The 19,160-nt window shown below is 49.7% G+C and carries 10 protein-coding genes; 2 read left to right on the top strand and 8 right to left on the bottom strand.

Annotated features, from left to right (window positions below):
- Nucleotides 1–18: 18 nt before the first annotated feature.
- The 4 genes from QZ323_RS03390 to rnr all read right to left on the bottom strand — a co-directional run bounded on the left by QZ323_RS03390 (nucleotide 19) and on the right by rnr (nucleotide 5,410).
- Complete coding sequence (locus QZ323_RS03390; protein ID WP_294632772.1) at nucleotides 19–441, bottom strand: T9SS type A sorting domain-containing protein; 423 nt, start codon at nucleotides 439–441, stop codon at nucleotides 19–21.
- 134 nt (nucleotides 442–575) lie between these two features.
- Complete coding sequence (locus tag QZ323_RS03385; RefSeq protein WP_294632770.1) at nucleotides 576–968, bottom strand: DUF3244 domain-containing protein; 393 nt, start codon at nucleotides 966–968, stop codon at nucleotides 576–578.
- A gap of 134 nt (nucleotides 969–1,102) precedes the next feature.
- On the bottom strand, nucleotides 1,103–2,839 hold the full coding sequence (locus tag QZ323_RS03380; RefSeq protein ID WP_294632768.1) for an OmpH family outer membrane protein: 1,737 nt from the start codon (nucleotides 2,837–2,839) through the stop codon (nucleotides 1,103–1,105).
- Nucleotides 2,840–3,268: 429 nt separating this feature from the next.
- Entirely contained in the window at nucleotides 3,269–5,410 is a 2,142-nt protein-coding gene (gene rnr / locus QZ323_RS03375; RefSeq protein WP_294632766.1) for a ribonuclease R, read from the bottom strand.
- 429 nt (nucleotides 5,411–5,839) lie between these two features.
- Between rnr and QZ323_RS03370 the strand changes: the two genes are divergently transcribed.
- Both QZ323_RS03370 and QZ323_RS03365 read left to right on the top strand, forming a co-directional pair.
- Nucleotides 5,840–6,847 carry an NAD(P)-dependent oxidoreductase gene (locus QZ323_RS03370; protein WP_294632764.1) on the top strand — a complete coding sequence of 336 codons (1,008 nt, stop codon included), beginning with the start codon at nucleotides 5,840–5,842 and terminating at the stop codon, nucleotides 6,845–6,847.
- The gene (locus tag QZ323_RS03365; RefSeq protein ID WP_294632762.1) at nucleotides 6,838–7,806 is read left to right on the top strand and encodes a phosphatase PAP2 family protein; all 969 of its coding nucleotides are present in this window, start codon (nucleotides 6,838–6,840) and stop codon (nucleotides 7,804–7,806) included. The genes QZ323_RS03370 and QZ323_RS03365 overlap by 10 nt, the downstream gene beginning before the upstream one ends.
- 498 nt (nucleotides 7,807–8,304) lie before the next feature.
- Here the strand turns inward: QZ323_RS03365 and QZ323_RS03360 are convergent, their stop codons facing one another.
- The 4 genes from QZ323_RS03360 to QZ323_RS03345 all read right to left on the bottom strand — a co-directional run bounded on the left by QZ323_RS03360 (nucleotide 8,305) and on the right by QZ323_RS03345 (nucleotide 19,039).
- Nucleotides 8,305–10,605, bottom strand: coding sequence for a hypothetical protein (locus QZ323_RS03360; protein WP_294632760.1), 2,301 nt, complete (start codon nucleotides 10,603–10,605; stop codon nucleotides 8,305–8,307).
- Between the two features lie 93 nt (nucleotides 10,606–10,698).
- Nucleotides 10,699–12,078, bottom strand: coding sequence for a PEGA domain-containing protein (locus QZ323_RS03355; RefSeq protein WP_294632758.1), 1,380 nt, complete (start codon nucleotides 12,076–12,078; stop codon nucleotides 10,699–10,701).
- 89 nt (nucleotides 12,079–12,167) lie between these two features.
- A complete protein-coding gene (locus tag QZ323_RS03350) occupies nucleotides 12,168–16,385 on the bottom strand; it encodes a leucine-rich repeat domain-containing protein (protein WP_294632757.1) in 4,218 nt (1,405 codons plus the stop codon).
- Between the two features lie 32 nt (nucleotides 16,386–16,417).
- Complete coding sequence (locus tag QZ323_RS03345) at nucleotides 16,418–19,039, bottom strand: fibronectin type III domain-containing protein (protein ID WP_294632755.1); 2,622 nt, start codon at nucleotides 19,037–19,039, stop codon at nucleotides 16,418–16,420.
- Nucleotides 19,040–19,160 lie beyond the last annotated feature (121 nt).

Raw genomic sequence — 19,160 nt, 5'->3', positions numbered from 1 at the left:
GTTATTTAGTTTAGATACTTATTTCTTGACAATCTTCCAAGTGGTAACTTTTTCATCAATCATTATTTGCATAATGTAGATCCCATTCGGAGCATCGCTAATGTTGATATTTACCCGTTCCGTAGCTGTGTTTTCCTTCCTTATTAATTTGCCATTCATATCATATAAAGTAATGGAGATTTGATTGTCATAGCTAACATTTGAAATATTAATATTCAAGTCGCCTTCTGTGGGATTGGGATAAATTTGTATTTCGTGCTCAGATATCATGTCAGAAAACGGTTCTACACTACCTGCATCTTCCATAGCTTCATTTCTGGTGAGCACAATTTCTCTCTTGGTACGGTTTCCTGCATTGTCGTAACTGTAACGAATCTTATTTTGTCCATACAAATTACCTATACAACAAAACAAAATGGGGAGTAACAAATATTTTTTCATACGTATCTATTTAAGGAATTTCAATTGTAGTTTTAGGTAAAAGAAAGCAAGGTGATGGGCAAAGCCCACCACAAAATCACGCGATTTGCCACAGATTTGTCTTAAGACATACCTGCCTATCTCTTCTTAAAGTATCATAAAGGGAAATATCCCTCCAATGCGATTTCATCAGAGATTATTTCCAATCTATAATCTCCTGAATCGGCTCCATTTAAATCAATGGAAACATTTGTCGGATTGACGAGTAATTCGGAATAGACCGTTTCTCCCGTAACATCACTGACCACGTTGACCGTAACGGCGGAGAATGTAGCTTGAAAATCGACTGTCACTACCTTATTATATAGGTAGGCATACACAGGTAGGAAAATAGGACTACGTGTCACGGGCATATCCTCCGGATCTACGTTATTGTCGTTTTTTATATCTTTATAGAGGGCAATCTCCATAACGATGTTAGAACTTTGGGCATAAACAGAACCTCCCCAAGCGAGAAGTGAAATCAGAATAAATAGTAATCTCTTCATAATCTTTGCTTTTTGGAATTATTAATGCTGTAAAGTTAAGACAACTCCACCCTAAACAAGTGTATCGAAAGTGTATCATTTTTGAGAGAAATACCTTTTGGGAGGCAGAATAATGCTGTTCCAGATGTCATATTCTAATAATTTTCAAGAAAATCCCTCAATCTGCCAGTCTCAGGTGGACAACCGATTTTCTTTTTGATTTCTTTTTCTTTTCGGTAAATACTATTCCGTGTCAATTGTATTATATATACTAAGTTAGCGATAGGAAAATCTGTCAATAGTAGACAACATAAGTGTATCTCTGTCTTTGATAATTTATATTGGCTGTTCAGTCGTGTGATAATACTGTTACAACGCACGTCGGTTTCGACTATGAGACATTCCCAATCCTCTTCGGATAGTTGCTCGTCCGATTTATCGTAAGTTTTATAAGAATTGATTATTCTTTCTATTTTTGCAAAAAGTTTAGAATGGTCAAATGTTTCTTTCACCAAAGCATTCCGTTTTTTCTGAAGTATATCCAATTCCTCTTGAAGTTGCCGCGCTTTTTCTTTTTCGGCTTGTTGTTGGTTGATTTCTTGCCGCAACGAGGTAATTATGGCATCCATATTGTAGAGTTCCTTTTTAGCTTGCCGATATTTTTCTTGCAACGTTTGTTGCTCTTGCCTCAAATAAGACTGCTTTTGTTCCAAACAACGTGTTCTCTTGTAGTGTTTGTATAGAATCATGCAACCGATTATAACAAGACAAAAAAGTATCGCGCTTGCTGTTATCCACTTTTGTTGCTTTTCCTTATTATGCTGCATGGCATTCATATATTGTTGTTTTGCCACATTTTTTTCCGCATTAAGTATTTCTTCGCTCTGTTGCGTAGCATGTAGACTGTCCGAATAGAGCGCATATTTATCCATTAAGGTGAGTGCCTTGTCCGATTCTCCCTGCATACGGGCTATTTCAGCCAATCGCATACAAGTATTGGCTTTAGTGCCATATCCTCCACCCGCCAAACTCTTATTAAGATAAATGACAGCGGAATCATATTTCCCGTTTTGGAAATAAGCATCACCTAAAAGAAAGAAAGTTTTGTAACACCGGACGGTATCCTTTCTTAAAAGCAAGTTTAGTTTGGCATATCGTACAGCCTCTTCTTTTCGTTCCATATAGCTATATAGCGAACTAAGCGAAGCGGCTATATTGGCTTGTGCTCGTTTATGTCTCAAAAGGCCTGCCATATCAAATGCTTTCAGAAGTTTTTCTTCGGCTTCGGGATAGCATGACATTCCTTTTTGCGTGTTGATTTTTCCTTGATATGTCAATGCATCTATCCAAAGACTTGTATCTTTTAATTGTATTGCGATTTTCTCATTCAGGCGGTAAATAGAAGCGGCTTCTTCTGTCAGGCCTTGCAGGTAATACAAATATCCGGTATGGTTATAAGCTATACCTAACAATCTCATCTCGCCTGTTTCCTTTGCCAATGGTATGGCTATCAAATATTCCATAATGGCTTTTCCACACAAATTCATATCCCTATACACACATCCCCGATAGTAATGTGCCTTCGCCTGCATCCGCGAATCGCCAATCTTGTTATAATATGCTACAGCATAACTAATCAACGAATCATCCTTCTGTATAACAAAGTTCTTATCCCTTGCTTGTGTCAGCAGCAATGCATAATAAGCACTGTCATCCCGTGTAGCCAATTCCCCCATCGGAATACCTTGCAAGATACGCAATGCGCTATCCGGTCGCGATTGCATCAACAAATCAGCCTCCATTAATCGTCGGTCATTTTCCTGCCGGACGCTGCATTCTGTCAGTAAGAAAACTATCAAAAAAAGTAATGCTAAGGCGGTCTTATTTTTCATTGTATTTGTAATTCTATTGTATATTATTGCGCAAAGATAGGATTTTAGATTAATAAGTATTCCAAATTGCCATAATTCAATGAATTATAAGAGCCTGTTTGAAAATGACATCAATCGCCATTCAGACTTTCGATATGAGCATGATAGAGTTAAGGTTTAGCATGACAGAGTTAAGGTTTAGTATAACAGAGCTAAGGTTTAGCGGCATAAACGTGAACTTTGCCACTCCGTAAACTTTAGCCACTTCCGGCTGAGCAAACCATTTTTCATCTTCCAGTGCCTTATGTTTCACCACAATGTAGTGTAAGTCATGTTCTTAACTAAAAGGTGAAAGACATGAAAGATGAAAAGTGATATAAAAACATGGGTAGAGAGAGTAAAGCATATACTTCTTTACTTCTTCTAAACCAGTACAGGCATGAGATTTCTCTACATCAATGCGAAGTCCAGCTGCTTCTTCTCCAGATTGGCACGTGCCACTTTGACCGTGATGGCATCTCCCAGACTGTACGTGCGGTGCTTGCGACGTCCGCGCAGACAGTAGTTCTTCTCGTCGAACTCGTAGTAATCGTCGTCGAGGTCGCGGATGGGTATCATGCCCTCACACTTGTTCTCGTTCAGCTCGACGTACAGACCCCACTCCGTGACACCGGAGATGACACCGTCGAACACCTGCCCCATGCGTTCCGTCATGAACTCTACCTGCTTGTACTTGATGCTGGCACGTTCGGCGTTGGAAGCTATCTGCTCCATGTTGCTGGAGTGGTCGCATAAAGCCTCGTACTTCTTCTCCGAAACGCTGCGTCCGCCATCCAGGTACTTGGTCAGCAGGCGATGCACCATCATGTCCGGAAAACGGCGGATGGGCGAGGTGAAATGGGTATAATAGTCGAATGCAAGCCCGTAGTGCCCGATGTTGTGCGTGGAGTAGCGCGCTTTCTGCATGGCACGGATGGACACGGTTTCAATGAGATTCTCCTCCTTCTTGCCCTGAATGTCATCCAGCAAGTGGTTGATGGACTTGGAGACGTCCGTCTTGCTGCCGCTGGTGCGCAGTTTGTAGCCGAAACGGGCGATGAATTGCGCCAGGTTGTCCAGCTTCTCCGGGTCGGGCAGGTCGTGGATACGATAGGGGAATACTTTGGGTTTCTTGCTTTTCGGCACACGGCCTATCCGCTCGGCTACGGTGCGATTGGCAAGTAGCATGAACTCCTCTACCAGCTTGTTGGCATCTTTGGACTCCTTGAAGTAGACGCTGACGGGTTTTCCCTTCTCGTCTATCTCAAACTTCACTTCATAGCGGTCGAAGTTGATGGCTCCTGCCGCGAAGCGTTTCTGCCTCAGTGCCTTGGCGATGGTGTCCAGCATGAGAACCTCCTCTTTGAAGTCGCCCTCCTTGGTCTCGATGATCTGCTGTGCCTCTTCGTAGGTGAACCGGCGGTCGGACTTGATGACCGTGTGCACGATACGCGAATCCTTCACGTCGCCTTTCTCGTTGATGTCGAAGATGGCGGAGTAGGCCAGCTTCTCTTCGTTGGGGCGCAGGGAGCAGATGAAGTTGCAGAGTCGTTCGGGCAGCATCGGGATGGTGCGGTCCACCAGATAGACGGACGTGGCGCGCTTCTCGGCTTCCTTGTCGATGATGCTTCCTTCGGTGACGTAGTGGGTGACGTCGGCGATGTGCACACCTACCTCCCACAAGCCGTTTTTCAGCGGGCGGATGGAGAGGGCGTCGTCGAAGTCCTTGGCATCTTTGGGGTCGATGGTGAAGGTGGTCACGTTCCGGAAGTCCTCCCGTCTGGCAATCTCCTCATTGGAAATCTCGGCAGGGATTCTGTCGGCGGCTTTCTCTACGGACGAGGGGTAGACGTAAGGCAGTCCGAACTCGGCGAGGATGGCGTGCATCTCGGTGTTGTTGTCGCCTGCCTTTCCCAGGATGTCCAGCACTTGTCCGATGGGGTTCTTGGCTTTGTCGGGCCATTCCACGATCTTTACGATGGCTTTGTCGCCGGTCTTTCCGCCTTTCAGCTTCTCTTTGGGGATGAAGATGTCGTTGGCTAGCGTACGGTTTTCCGTCACCAGGAAGGCGTAGGACTTGGCCACTTCCAGTGTGCCGACAAAGGTGTCGTTGGCGCGTTCCAGTATTTCGATGACTTCGCCTTCTGCTTCGCGTCCGCGGCGTTTGGCGTAGAAGGCGATGCGTACTTTATCGTTGTTCATGGCGTGTGCGGAGTTTCGTTCGGCGATGAATATCGGGTCGCCTCCTCCTTCGGGGATGAAGGAATTCTTTCCGTTGCTTTTGCGCTGGAAGGTTCCTGTCATTTCTATGCCGTGGTTGTTGAGTTTGAATTTGCTTTTGTCCACTTCGGTGATGTAGTCGTCCAGCAGCATGTCGTTCAGGATGTCCTTGCAAAGCATTTTCAGTGGATGCGTGGTCAGACGCAGTTGTTCGAATATGTATTTCAGGGAGAGTATTTCGTTGGGTTTCGAGTGGAAAAAATCCATTAATACGTTTACAAGCTCTTTTTTCTTCATGCGCTTGCCGGCTTTCTTTTCTTTCTTCTTGGACATAGTTTTTCTTTTCTTTATGATCGTTTTTTCTTTTCTTTATGGATGTACTTTGCAAAGTAAACAAATAATCGGTTAGATTGGTTGAAAGCGCGCTTGATTTTTCCATTTTCAGACAAAAGAACAGAAGAACGTATGGTGGAGCCGGGCTGTGTCGTGACCATCTGTGTAATTCCTTTAAATGAGAAAGTAGTATCTGCATGATTGCTTATCAATGAGAAAGCAGTATCTGCATGGTTGCTTCTCAATGAAAAAGCAGTATCTGCGTGGTTACTTATTGCTTTTATTCATTATATTTGCGGCGTTTTTCCTTAACAATCAGGAGCGAATGCGGTTTCTTCATCTCCGCATGCGGTGCATCGGCAAAAATAGGCTGAAAGAGATGCTTGGCGAAGGAACGCTGATCAATATTCATGTAGAACCTAAGAAATGATGGAAAGTATATTAATCACAGGAGCCAGTGGATTTATTGGGAGTTTCCTTGTGGAAGAGGCTTTGAAGCGGGAGTTTAACGTATGGGCGGGCGTACGCGTGAGCAGCAGCCGCGAGTATTTGCGCGATCCGGCGATACGATTCCTTGAGCTGGATTTTGCGCATGCCGAACGGTTGCAGGCGCAGCTGAGGGAGCATAAGGAGGCGCACGGAAGATTCGACTATGTGGTGCATTGCGCCGGTGTCACCAAATGCACGGACAAGCGGGATTTCGACCGGGTCAACTACCGGCAGACGAAGCTGTTTGCCGACATGCTGTGCGCGCTGGACATGGTGCCGCGGCAGTTCATCTTCATCAGCACGCTGAGTGTCTTTGGCCCGGTGCAGGAGAAGACGTACCGACCCATCACGGACGAAGACGTTCCCCTGCCGAACACGGCTTACGGGCAGAGCAAGCTCAAGGCGGAGCGTTACTTGCAGGGGTTGTCCGGATTTCCTTACGTCATCTACCGCCCTACGGGGGTCTACGGGCCGCGCGAGAGGGACTATTTCCTGATGGCGAAGTCCATCAAGCAGCATGTGGACTTTGCCGTGGGATTCCGCAGGCAGGACCTGACGTTTGTCTACGTGAAGGACATTGTGCAGGCGGTCTTCCTCGGCATCGAGAAACGGGTGTGCCGGAGGGCTTATTTCCTGGCCGACGGGCAGGTGTACAGGAGCCGCGCTTTCTCCGACCTGATCAGAAAAGAGCTGGGCAATCCGTTTGTTATTCGGCTGGTATGCCCGTTAATTGTATTGAAAATCGTATCTTTGCTCGCTGAATTTTGGGCGGTGCGCAGGAAGAGGAGCTGTACGCTCAATTCGGACAAGTATAATATAATGAGACAACGCAATTGGCAATGTGACATCGACCCTGCGGTCCGCGAGTTGGGATTCATTCCCCGCTATGATCTGGAGAGGGGTGTGAAGGAGACGATTGCTTGGTATAAGAACGAGGGATGGCTTTAGATTTATTTAAAAAAGTAGAGACCCGGAAGGGGTTGTTTGCGGTAGAGAAGGTGACGCTCATTTATGATCTGTTGACTTCTATCTTGATATTGTTCCTTTTTCAGGAGATGGATCATCCGGTGCGGATGCTGGTAGACCGTGCGATGATAGCGGGGATGACTTTCCTGCTGATGTATCTTTATCGGTTGGCGCCGTGCAAGTTTTCGGCGTTTGTGCGTGTGGCTATTCAGATGTCCTTGCTTTCTTATTGGTATCCGGACACGTTCGAGTTCAACCGTCTGTTTCCGAATCTCGACCATGTCTTTGCTTCGGCGGAGCAGTGGATGTTTGGCGGGCAACCGGCGGTATGGTTCAGTCTTCATCTGCCGTATATCTGGGTGAGCGAGCCGTTCAATATGGGGTATTTCTTCTATTATCCGATGATACTGCTCGTGGTGTTGTGGTATTTTGTCTATCGTTTCGAGCTTTTCGAGAAGTTATCGTTCGTGCTGGTGACTTCTTTCTTCATTTATTATCTGTTTTATATTTTTGTTCCGGTGGCGGGGCCTCAGTTCTATTTTCCGGCTATCGGCGATGTGAATGTGGCTCAGGGGGTGTTTCCCAGCATTGGCGATTATTTCCATCATCATCAGGAGCTGTTGCCGGGGCCGGGCTACGAACATGGTTTCTTCTATAGTTTGGTGGAGGGTTCGCAGCAGGTGGGCGAGCGGCCTACGGCGGCTTTTCCCAGTTCGCATGTGGGCATATCCACGATATTGATGATTATGGCGTGGCGTGGCAGCCGCCGTTTGTTTGCTTGTCTGCTGCCTTTCTATTTGCTGCTGTGCGGGGCTACGGTCTACATTCAGGCGCATTATCTGATTGACGCGATTGCCGGGTTTGTTTCGGCTTTCGGGCTGTATGTGGTGGTGACGTGGATGTTCAAGAAGTGGTTTGCGAAGCCGATGTTCAAGGTGTGAAGGGGCTGCGGGCCACGGGCTGCCGGAGGGCAGATCATGTGCTTGGCACGGACATACGAAACCAACAATGCAAGCATAACGGAGGTAAAAAACCTACAATTAACGTTTCGCAGCGCCACGGAGCCGGTATGTTAAAACTATAGCTCCATTTTAACACCAGTCTTTATTACTGGCGAGGTACTGGGGAGGTACTGGCGAGGTACTGGCGCCAAAGTGGCGGAAAAACGGCGAAATTTTGATAAAATCATTAAGCTTATTTAACCGGTTTTCGTGAACCGTTTTTGGGGCGGAGGCGGGGAAGGCTCTTGTTGCGGGGCTTCGGAATTTATATCCTACGGGGTGAAAAAATCCGTCCCGTGGGATGACAAAATCCGTCCCGTGAGGTGAGAAAATCCGTCCCGTGAGGTGAGAAAATCCATCCCGTAAGGCGAAAAAAAACGTCCCGTGAGACGAATCGGTCGGTCTCACGGGACGAATCTTTCAGGCAGATATCCGTTTTCAGTTCTTATTTCCGGTCTCGGTTCCCGGCGTGGGGTTGTCGTCTCCTCCGGGGGTGGTGCGCAGCGTGCGGAACGTGGTGTAGTAGCTATAACCCGTGCCGTTCTTGTTCTTGGCGTAGGCGCGCACGTAGTAGTAAGTGTAGGCTTTCAGACCCGTCACGTTGACTTGGAACGAGTTGTCGCTGTTCAGCTTGGCGGACACGTGGTTTCCGTTCTCCAGCGTAGGCTCCGAGGTGTTTTCGCTCCAGCAGAAACCGACTTCGGTGATGTCGATGGCTTCGCTTCCGTCGCCGCCGTCGGTGGTGATCTTGCCGCTCATGGTGGCGGTGGTGCTGCCTATGGTGCCCTCTTCCACCTGCATGAAGGTGCTCGGCACGGAGGAGGAGGAGGTGACGAACGTCGTGGGCGAACTGTATGAGGTGCCTTTGGCATTGGTGGCGTACGCACTGATGTAGTATCGGGTGCGGTAGGCAAGTCCGGTCAGCTCGGCCGTGAACGTGTCGTCCTTCGAGGCGGAGGCGACCTTGGTGACTCCTGCGGCGCCCATGACGGGGCTGACCACGGTGGTGGAGTAGACGAAGCCCCGTTCCGTCACCTCAAGCCCGCCCTTGTTGGAGATGACGGCTTGCGCGGTGGCGTGGTCGTCGTGGACGGCGGGCATGGTCATGTTCACCACTTCCGGCTCCTTGGTCAGTGCCGTGGTGAATTCGAAGGCGGGGCTGTAGCCTGTGCCGTTCACATTCTTGGCGTAGGCACGCACGTAGTACTTCTGCCCTTTCTCCAGCGAGGTCAGTTTCAGGCTGAACGCGTTTCCGCTTCCCTCGTACTTCATCACCTGGTCCGCTTCCAGTGTCGGCGTGGACGAGGTGCGGCTCCAGCAGATGCCTTTCTCGGTCACCTCGCGTCCGCCGTCGGTGCTGATGCCGACGTTGACGGTGGCTTCGGTCTCGCCAATTCCGGTGATGTCGATGGTCACGGTAGGCTCGTAGGTGCGTCCCAGGGTGAAGAGGACGGCGTCGCTGTAGAACGTACCGTCGCGCGTCACGGCGTATGCGGTGGCGTAGTACGACGCTCCCTCGTTCAGGTCTTTCAGTTCAGCGGTGATGCTGTTGCCCTGCGTCCGGTCGGCGACGTGCGGGCCGTCTGTGGCGGGTCGGGTGGAGAAGATGCTGTAGCAGATGCCTTTCTCGGTCACTTCTACGCCGGCGGGCACCGTCAGACTGCTGCTCAGCGTGGCGGAGGTCACCTCGATGTGGCTTGCCACGGGCGTCGTAAGGGTGGCCACTTGCTTCTCTTTGGTCGTGAAGGTCAGGATGTTGCTGTAGCCGGTGCCTTTCTCGTTGATGGCGTACGCGCGCAGGTAGTAGGTGGTCTGTGGGTTCAGGTCGTTGATGACTTCGCTGAACTTGTCCGTCTCGGCGGTGCCGGTCACGGTCTTCAGGTTCTCGATGGTAGGCACTTGGCTTTCGGTGCTCCAGCAGAAGCCATATTCCGTCACCTTGAACCCGCCGTTCGTGCTGATCGTGGCGGTGGGCGTGGCGGCAAATGCCGTGACGTCTCCCATGATGCAGGTCAGCTGGGGTATCTTCAGCTCTTCGGTGGTGAAGATGACCGCCTGTCCGTATCCCGTCCCTGTGTTGTTGGTGGCAAATGACCGGACGATGTAGCGGGTCTGGGGTTGCAGGTCGACTAACCGGGCGCTGAACTCCTCGGCCTCCAGGCTCACGGTACGGTACTTGTCGAGGAGAATGGTCGGTTCGGGCATGCCTTCCTGATAGACCTTATAGGCAAAACCTCGTTGCTTGATGTTCTGTCCTCCGTTGTCGGTGATGTCGCTGCTCAGCGAGGCGGCGTTTTCGCTCACTCCGGTGGCAAGGGTAGCCTCCAGCGTGGGGGCGCTGCTCGATAGGGTGGAGAACTGGATGACTTCTCCCCGGGCTACGCTGCCCCCGCTGCGGGCGCAGATGCTGTAGCAGTAGTCATTTCCCGGATTCAATCCTTCGATGAGGCAGGTGTATCTGCCTTCCGAGGCGTTGTCCGGCGTGGCGGCAAGCTCTTCCGCATCCGTCAGCGAACTTCCTTTGGCAAAGAGGAAGAAGACTTCCACCTTGGCCACGCTGCCGGTGTGCTCGATGACGTTGCCCGACAAGAGAGCCGCGAAGCGGGTCATGTCGGCGGCACTGTTGGTCACCAGCGTTGGCGGGTATGTTTGCGGTTCCTTGTCCTCGCTGCACCCCGTCAGGCAGGGCAGGAGCAGCAACAGGGAGAGGAGCGCATGCTTTATCTGATTCTTTTTCATGTTGAGTTTTTTCTGTTTAGAGTTTTTCAGTTCCTGAGTCCGTACGGAAGAGGCGGACCCTTCGTGCGCGGTCTCAGGAGCTTGGGTAGAATGTTAGAATACGAGTCCCACGCCGGCGGTCACTTCATGATACTTGAAGTTGACGGTGTGGAAACCTGCCGAGATGCAGAACTTGCCGAAGCGGAGGATGCCGCCCAGTTCGCCCGCCACGCCGGTGGCGGAGTTGTCCGTGTCTTTCACCTGCGTGCCTGCGTCATACTCCTTGTCGCCTATGGTCATGGGGGCGGCAAGTTCGTAGGTCAGCGTGCGTGCACCGTATCCGGCACCGGCATAGAGGTAGAACTTCTTGCCCAACTGGCGGAAGTAACCTGCCGTGACGGACATGCGCGATTTGTTCTTCACGCCCTCGCTGTAGAAGGGTGCTCCGGTGGCTTCGCTGCCTGCTATCACGCCCTCTTCGTTGCACTCCAGTTCGCCGCTTGCCGAGCCGAAGTCGCTGCGGAAGCCCACGTAGAAGCCGTTCTTCCGTCCGAAGCCCAGCATGGCGCCGAAGGTGGTGCCGTTGGGGTTGTAGCCCGCCTGTAGTATGACGAGGGTGTTCATGGGCACTTTGGGCTTGATGGTCGACTCCATGTGGAACGTGGGGCGTACGGTCTCTCCGGCAGCCACGCTCAGCACGGTGTCGATGGGGAAGTAGGTCGCCTTCTCGATGCGCACCTTGTAGTCCTTGATGGCCATGCGGTCGCTGCGGTAGGGGGTCTTGCCCACCAGCACGCTGTCGATGTAGACGTCGGCATCCTGCTCGGGCAGGGAGAAGATCTCCACGTAGCCGAACTTGGGTTTCAGGGTGACGCTCTTTATCACCTGCTCGCTGCCCAGGGTGACGATTCCGGCGTCGGGCTGATACATGGGAGCTTCCACGCGGTAGGTGTGTTCGCCCTTGGGCATGGTTGCGGAGAAGAGTCCGTTTTCGATAGGCACCTGTTCGTCGTCTACGTATACATTGGCGTTGGCAGGTTCGGGACGCAGCACGAAGAACTGCATGTTGTTCTCCACCACGGGCTTGTCTTCCTTGTCGCCGGTGTTGAGCACCATTTCATAGACGGTGCCCTTCTCGATGATGTCCGGATAGAAGTAGTTTCGCATGATGCCCAGCTGGTCGTGCAGGATGGAGATGCGTCGTGCGCCTCGGGGCACGTAGAGCCAGATCTCTCCGGTCTTGTTCTCGCGTGCCGTGATGCCGAGGGCGTCGGGTTCGAACATCAGGTCCTTCACGTTGGTGACGATGCGTATCAGGGCGCAGATTTCACCATTCTGGTCCTTCTTCGGTGCGGTTACGCGTGCCGTGATGTCCGTCTCCATGCGGTTGAACGATGCCACGGCTATTTTGCTTTGCTGCGCCAGTGCGGCGGGGCAGCAGATCACTGCCACCGCAACCGCTGCCAACCAGCATTTCAGTCTGTTTGATTTCATTCTAATTGTTCGTTTTCACGTTGTTGTTTCGTTTTCTTTGTTTTCTTTGTTTCTCAGTGCTTGGCGTGTCCGCTTCGTGCGGTGTGCGCTTAGCGTCCTACGGCCACTTTCTGACCCTCCAGCATGTAGATGCCACTGTCCAGTCCGTGCACTTCGTTCACGCCTTCGCATGCCTCGACGATGCGTACGGTGCGTCCCGTCACGTCGTAGATGCGGATGGTGCGGTCGGCGTCGGTGTCGATGTAGAGCACTCCGTCGCGGCTATAGGCTTTCGTAGCCTTGTCGGGAGTGACGGGCAGACCCGGTATGCCGGTGATGTTACCGTTGCCGCCTCCGATGCTGTAGAACTTGGGGGCGCCGCTGGCTGCTGACGGGGTTTGGCCTTCGTTGCTGACGAGGTAGGCTTGGAACGGATAGACAGCGTTCGTAGTGCCATTCTCACTATAATTCTTTACGAATACGCTGCCGTAAGGGTAAGTCTTGTCATCACCATAATATCGGTTGTCTTCATTCAATACATAGACAGTGTCGTGCTGTGCCACTCCTTCGTATGTCGGTACGAAGTCGAACTTGGTGCCTTTGCTGCGTATCAGCTTTCCGGCTGTGGGTTGCAGCGTGACTCCGTTCGCCTCATCGGTAGCCGAGAAGTTGACGTAACCGGAGATGTTGTTCTCGCTCGGATACTTGTCGTTGTTGGGCATACAAATCAGGTAAGCCTTGTGCGCCTTGATTTCGGTTGCGGCTTTGTAGTTGCCGTCCGTGCCAAGCTCATAGAGCCAGAAGGGAAGCGTACCTGCCGTTTCCAATGCCGGGCTGCCGAAAGGAGCCAGAGCGATGGTGTCTTTCTCGTAGTAGCTATCTTTCTCATAGGAGATTTCTTTGACGTCGAAAGGCAGTACCAGAGTCTTCCATCCTGCGGCCTCACCGTAACCGCTGGTTGTGTTGAATTGCTTCCGATAGTTTATCATCTGCGTCTTCATCTCTTTGTTGACGGAGAAACTGTACTTGTTGTTCTCTCTGGAATAGGCAAGGTCGATGCGCTTTGTCATACCGCCGTAGAAGATGTAGCCGATGTTATCAGCATTGCTTACTGTACCGTCTTTGGGCAGGTAGAGGTTGTCTATCTGTCCGAACTTATCTTTGGGGAATTCTGCAATGGAGTTCCAGTGGACATCCGGCAGATGCCAGTATCTGTTATAACTGCCGTTTTCGCTTTGCACGTATTCACTGCCGTAGCAGTAGAATGGAGCACTGCTGTCTCCCCATACCAGAGAGGCGTTGGGAGTGATGTTCAGCGAACCTCTAATTTCAGCATTGTAGAAGGCTCCGGAATTAATCTTGGTTACGGTGCTTGGTATTTCCACACAGTTGAATTTGGCATAGTAGAAAGCATTTTGTCCGATCTCAGTGACGGAGGCAGGCAGACGCAGTGTGTCGATGCGGCAATATCTGAGCGCGCGCGCGCCGATGGTCGTCAATGCAGCAGGGAAGTTGATTTCTTCGATATAGCAATTAGCAAAAGCACCCTCAGCCAGGCTTGTTACGGTTTCCGGCAACTTCACGGTTCTTAGTTTTCCATTTCCTGCAAACCAGTTGTTGATGGTCGTAAGCTGGGTAGCAGAGAGGTCTACGGTTTTCAGTTGATTACCGTCGAATGCATAATTACCGATTGTGGTAAGTCCGGCAGGGAAATTGATTTCCTCGATAGGACAGCTGCTGAAAGCGTTTTGCCCGATTTCAGTAACAGTATTGGGCAGTTTTACGATACGTAAGCTATCTATGCCGCTGAACCAGTTATCTATTTTAGTAAGAGAAGTGGCAGACAGATCGATACTTCTGATTTTCTTACAGTAATTGAAAGCTTCTTTTCCTATGTTCTTTAACGTAGCCGGGAAAGTGACTGCTTGCAAGCTGTCGCAGGAGTAGAAAGCATAGGTTGGTATTTCTTCCAACTTGGTGACCGTGAGGTCGATGTTACGGAGCTTATCGCATTCTCCGAATGTATAGTCACCCAATACGGTTAATGCGGCACCGTTGAGGTCAATGGTCTCCAATTCTTTACAGTTTTGGAATGCGCCGCTATCATATCTATACATACTGATGTATTTTCGGAAGTTACTGTATTCATTAGGTAGATTTCCTAAAGTATAGCTTCCACTATTATTGGTAATTTGTTTTAAAGATTTGGGTAATTTGGCACTTTTCAGCTTGCTGCTACCAAACATACCCGGTTCAATCGTTGTTATTCCTTCGGGCAATGTGATGCTTGTGAGACCAGTGCTGTGGAAACAGCCAATCCCTATGGTAGTCAATGCTGAAGGCAGGGATATCGCAGTCAGTTTGGAACAAGCGGCAAATGCCTCAGCTTCTATTTCCGTCACACTTTGGGGGATTGTGATGCTCTGCAGGAAACCACAGTGGTAGAATGTCTGCTTGGCTATTTTGGTTATGCCGGTAGGTAGGGTTACGCTTTTCAGCGTGTCGCAATCATAGAATGCTCCTGTTCCGAGGCTCTTGATGGAGTTGGGCAGTGTGATGGCGCTCAGGCTGTCGCAGTTGAGGAAGGCATAATCGCTGATAGCTTCCGGTGCGGCTCCTTCGGCAAAGGTTATTTCCTTGATACCGGTGTTACTGAAACCGCCAATGGTCTTCATGGTAGTGGGGAAGGTCACTTTCTTCAATAACAGACATCCGTCGAAGGAGTTATTGCTCAGACTCATGACACCTTCTTTCAGGATTACTTCCGTCAGTCCGCTATTCTTGAATGCACCCGGGCTGATGTTTTGTACACCGCCGGGAATGGTTACTTTACCTAATGAGGAACAGCCATTAAAAGCGTAGTCTTTAATATAAATCAATCCATTAGGTAATACGATGTCTTTCAACTTTTCACATTCGTTGAATGTATACTCCTTGATTTCCGTCACATTGGCCGGAAAATTGATGGAAACCATATTTTTGCATCCGGCAAAGGCATACTGGCCGATAACAGTGACATTGCGTTGCAGGGTAATATTGGTCAGGCCGGTATTTTGGAATGCACTTGCCCCAATGCTTGTCAAAGGTTCAGGTAGGGTGAGTTGGGATAGTGAAATACAATTCTCAAACGTATGGTCGCCAATGATGGCTATTTCACTGGGAATATTGATGCTTTTCAGAGCTGTACAACCTTGGAAGGCACTTGATATAAGTCGGGTACCTACATTGCCTTTGAATTCAACAGAAGTTAATCCCGTACAACCACTACAATCGAAATAATTCGCATTCACCTTGGCAGGGATGGTAAGTGAAGTCAATCCCGTACAGTTTTCCAAACTTCCAATCTGGGTTACAGTTTCGGGAAATGTGATTTGTGTCAGGCCTGGGCATTTAATGAAAGCACTATTCACGCGTTCCAAGGTAGAGGGCAACGTGATAGCGGTCAGTGAAGGACAGTTCTCAAACATTCTGTTCATTAGAAACTTGATTCCCTCGGCTAAAGTAACGTTTTTCAATTTAGGGCAGTCTAGGAAAGTTGCTAAACCACCGTAACTTTCATTATAGTTTATATAGTCATAATTAGGGGTGTCCATAGTCCCGTTAATATTGTTCCAACCTATTTCGGAAGTCCAGCTGTTGCTTGTATTTATCTTATTCTTATTACCCAAGGTCGATGGTAAGGATGCACTTACCAACTCTGTACAGTTGCGGAATATGCTATTTCCCATTAGTTCAACTCCTTCGGGGATGGTAACAGAAGTCAGTTTCACACAGTTACCAAAGGCTTTGGAGCAGATATAGACTAATGCTTCAGGGAATACGATTTCTTTCAGGTTAACGCATTGATAGAAAGAGGCACAACCGAATTTGTCGTAATCAGCATAGTTTGAAGAATAATTTTCGGGCCATCCTGAAAGTTGTGTCTTGTCCGCATTCCAAGGATTATTTTCACTCCAACTTCCAATCACCCACACGTCTTTGGGCATTACAATCTTTTCCAAAGCTGTCATGGCGTAGAACATATAGTCGCCTATCACATCATTTTGGGTGAATTTATCAGTCAGGTAATAGCTGTCGCCTCCTTCTACGATTTGTGCGTTCTTTATATCGAGGATTTTTAGTGTACCCCCCAGGGCGCGGATAATTTTGATGTCGCTACCGTTGATAGGCCCGCTCACTGTGAGTTCTGTCAATGTGTTCAGTTCGGCATCGCTGATATAATTAGTCAGCGTTCCGGCTTCTTTCAATGTGACACTTTTGGCTTGCAGGCTGCCGATGCCTATAAGCAGCATGCACACACATGCGTAGAAATGTTTCTTTAGTCTCATGATATATCTTTTTTATATTATTCTGAATAATGTTATTTGTTTAAACTCCTGCTCTTCGGTTCCGGTGTCGGATTGTCCCCTTCTCCCGGACCGGGCTTGTCGGCATCCTCGGTAGTGAATCTTTGTTCGCTACTGTAGCCTATGCCTTTGGAGTTGATGGCGTATGCACGTACGCGGTAAGTGGTTTTGCCTTTCAGTCCTGTCAGCTTGGTCTTCATGTTGCTGCCGGAAGTGGTAATCACAATCTTGGTACCATTGTCCACGGTCAATTCCGTGCCGTTGTCCACCATGTAGATAAATCCTTTTTCGGTAATCGGCAGATTGCCCTCATCGTCAATGCTACAGTTGAGCCATGCCGTGGTGGCATACACTTCGGAATAGCTAATCCAGCCGAGACCAGGGCGGCGGGTATTGTCATCATCTCCCGGTGTCGGGTTGTCTCCCGCGCTTGGCGGCAGTTTGGCTGTGTTGAAACTGTTGTAGTAACCGGTTTCCACCGTTCCGTTCTTGTTGGTCACGTAGCCGAGCACATAATAGGAAGTATTCTCCGTCAGTCCGGCAATGGTACCTGTCATTGTCGTTCCGTTAAGAGTGCCTTTTACGGTGGTTTCGTCGCCTCCACTTGAGGGGCGCCATTTGAAGCCGTAGTCGGTCAGAACAGCTCCTCCCGTAGAGTTGACTTCAAACTCGAAACTCAGACTGTGGGCTTCTGCCTTGACGCATTTCAGATCGCCTAAAGTAGCAGTGGTACTGCTTCCCGTCTCGAACAAGAGCATGCTGCTGTATCCCGTACCGATGCTGTTCTTCGCGTATGCGCGTATATTATATAAGGTGTTGTATGACAAACCGGTCAGTGTGGCGGTGAAACTGTCTGCTGCATCTTTCGATACGAATTTGAGCGAGCTGTTATCGTCTACTGCCGGTGTCCCTCCCACAGAAACAACGAATCCGCGTTCGGTGATCTTTTCTCCTTCGCCACCCACGTTGGATATGGCGGCCGATGCCTGTGCGTTGTCATCGTTGATGGCAGAGATGTTCAGACCGTTCAGCGCCGGTTCGGTGTGTTTGGTGGTGGTGAACTGTTCTATCGAACTGTAGCCTGTTCCCTTGCCGTTGATGGCATATGCACGGACGTAGTAAGTAACGCCGCCTTGCAAGCCGCTGAGGCTGACAAGGATGTTATTGCCTGCTTCGGTGGAGATAACTTTGGTATCGTCTACGGTCGGTTCGGTGTTTGTGCTGCTGTAGCAGATACCTTTCTCGGTTACTGCCAGTCCGCCGTTGGTGGATATGGTAGCACGCACTTTCGCACCTGTATCCGTTTTGTCATATACCGTTGGCCTATCAAGCGAGGGGGCATGGGTGGTTTCGGTTGTCACTGCAATGTCGCCGCTGTAGAACGTACCGTCTCGTGTGATGGCGTATGCGCGGGCATGGTAGGTCTTTCCTTCTTCCAGCCCGGTGATGGTGACGGATATGTTCTTCTCTGTACTGCTATCCGTGACCTTGCTTCCGTTTATTGTCGGGTTCACGGTTTCCGCGTAGCAGATACCTTTCTCCTTTATTGTGCTAAACGATTCGTATGCCATCTGTGCGGTGATGCTGACAGATGAGGAGGTACGGTCGGTGACGGTTGCTTGGGTGAGTGATACCACTTGCTCTTTGTCGGTGGTGAACTCTACGGTTGCACTGTATCCGATGCCTTTTTCGCTCTTGGCGTATGCACGCATGTAGTATTTCGTGCTTGCCGTCAGTCCTGCCAGCGTGGCAGAGAAACCTTTGGTTCCGTTCTGTGCCTGTATGCTTTGGCTGCTTTCGAGAGTCGGTTGGCGACTTTCGGTGCTGTAGCAGAAGCCGTATTCAGTGACGGTGAATCCGTGGTCTTCGGTGACGGTTCCCATGCAGACGGCTTCGTAGGCGGTGGTTTCCACCGGCTTGTCGGCAAGGCTACCCGAACCGTTGGCTATTACCATCGGTATTTTTTGCTGGCTGGTAGTGAAGCGGTCGGATTCGCCATAGCCTGTTCCTACGTTGTTGGTGGCGTAGGGACGGACGATGTAAGTCGTATTGGCTGCAAGATCCGACAACATGACTTCAAATTGATCACCCGTTACCGGTTTGTTTTGGGTGTTGTAGTCGTCGAGAACCGGATCGCCAGCGTTTTCCACGTATATGGCATAGACAAATCCGCGTACTGTAGGTTCGTAACCACCGTTGTCTGTGATGGTGGCAGTGAGAGTAAAGCCCGATTCAGTCACATCAGTTGCTTTGGCAGCACTTAGTGAAGGCTGAATAGCGTCTTCAGTGTCGAAACTACTGGTCTTTCCCTTGACGATGGATTTACCGCTTCGGGCAAAGATGCAATAGTAATACTTCACTCCGGGGGTCAGTCCTTCAACCTTGGCAGTGTAGTTACTGCCGTCTTCCGGAGTCGCGTTCACTTCTTGTGCGTTGCTTAGGCTGGCAGATGTGGAGTAGAGGAAACCGATAGTCAGGTCTCCTGTACTGTCAGGGTGCTTCATGACTGTTCCTTGAAAGGTCGCTCCGAAACGGTTTACCCCCGTCACACTATTGGTGGTCAGGGTAGGCGCGTAGACGGATGGTTCCTTGTTTTCATCACAGCCCAGTGCAAACGGTAACAAGAACAATAGCATACATACATGTCTTAACATATTCGCATGCTTAAATGCGTATTGTTGTCCCATAAAATAAATATATAAAAGGTATTTAATATTCTTCGTTACAAATATATACTTTTTTTGTCTGATCACTCTA

Origin of the sequence: uncultured Bacteroides sp., from assembly GCF_910585845.1 — a bacterium.
In the GTDB taxonomy this organism is placed as follows: Bacteria; Bacteroidota; Bacteroidia; order Bacteroidales; family Bacteroidaceae; genus Bacteroides.
Note: the sequence above shows the minus strand (reverse complement) of the source record. Positions and strands in the feature narration are given on the sequence as shown.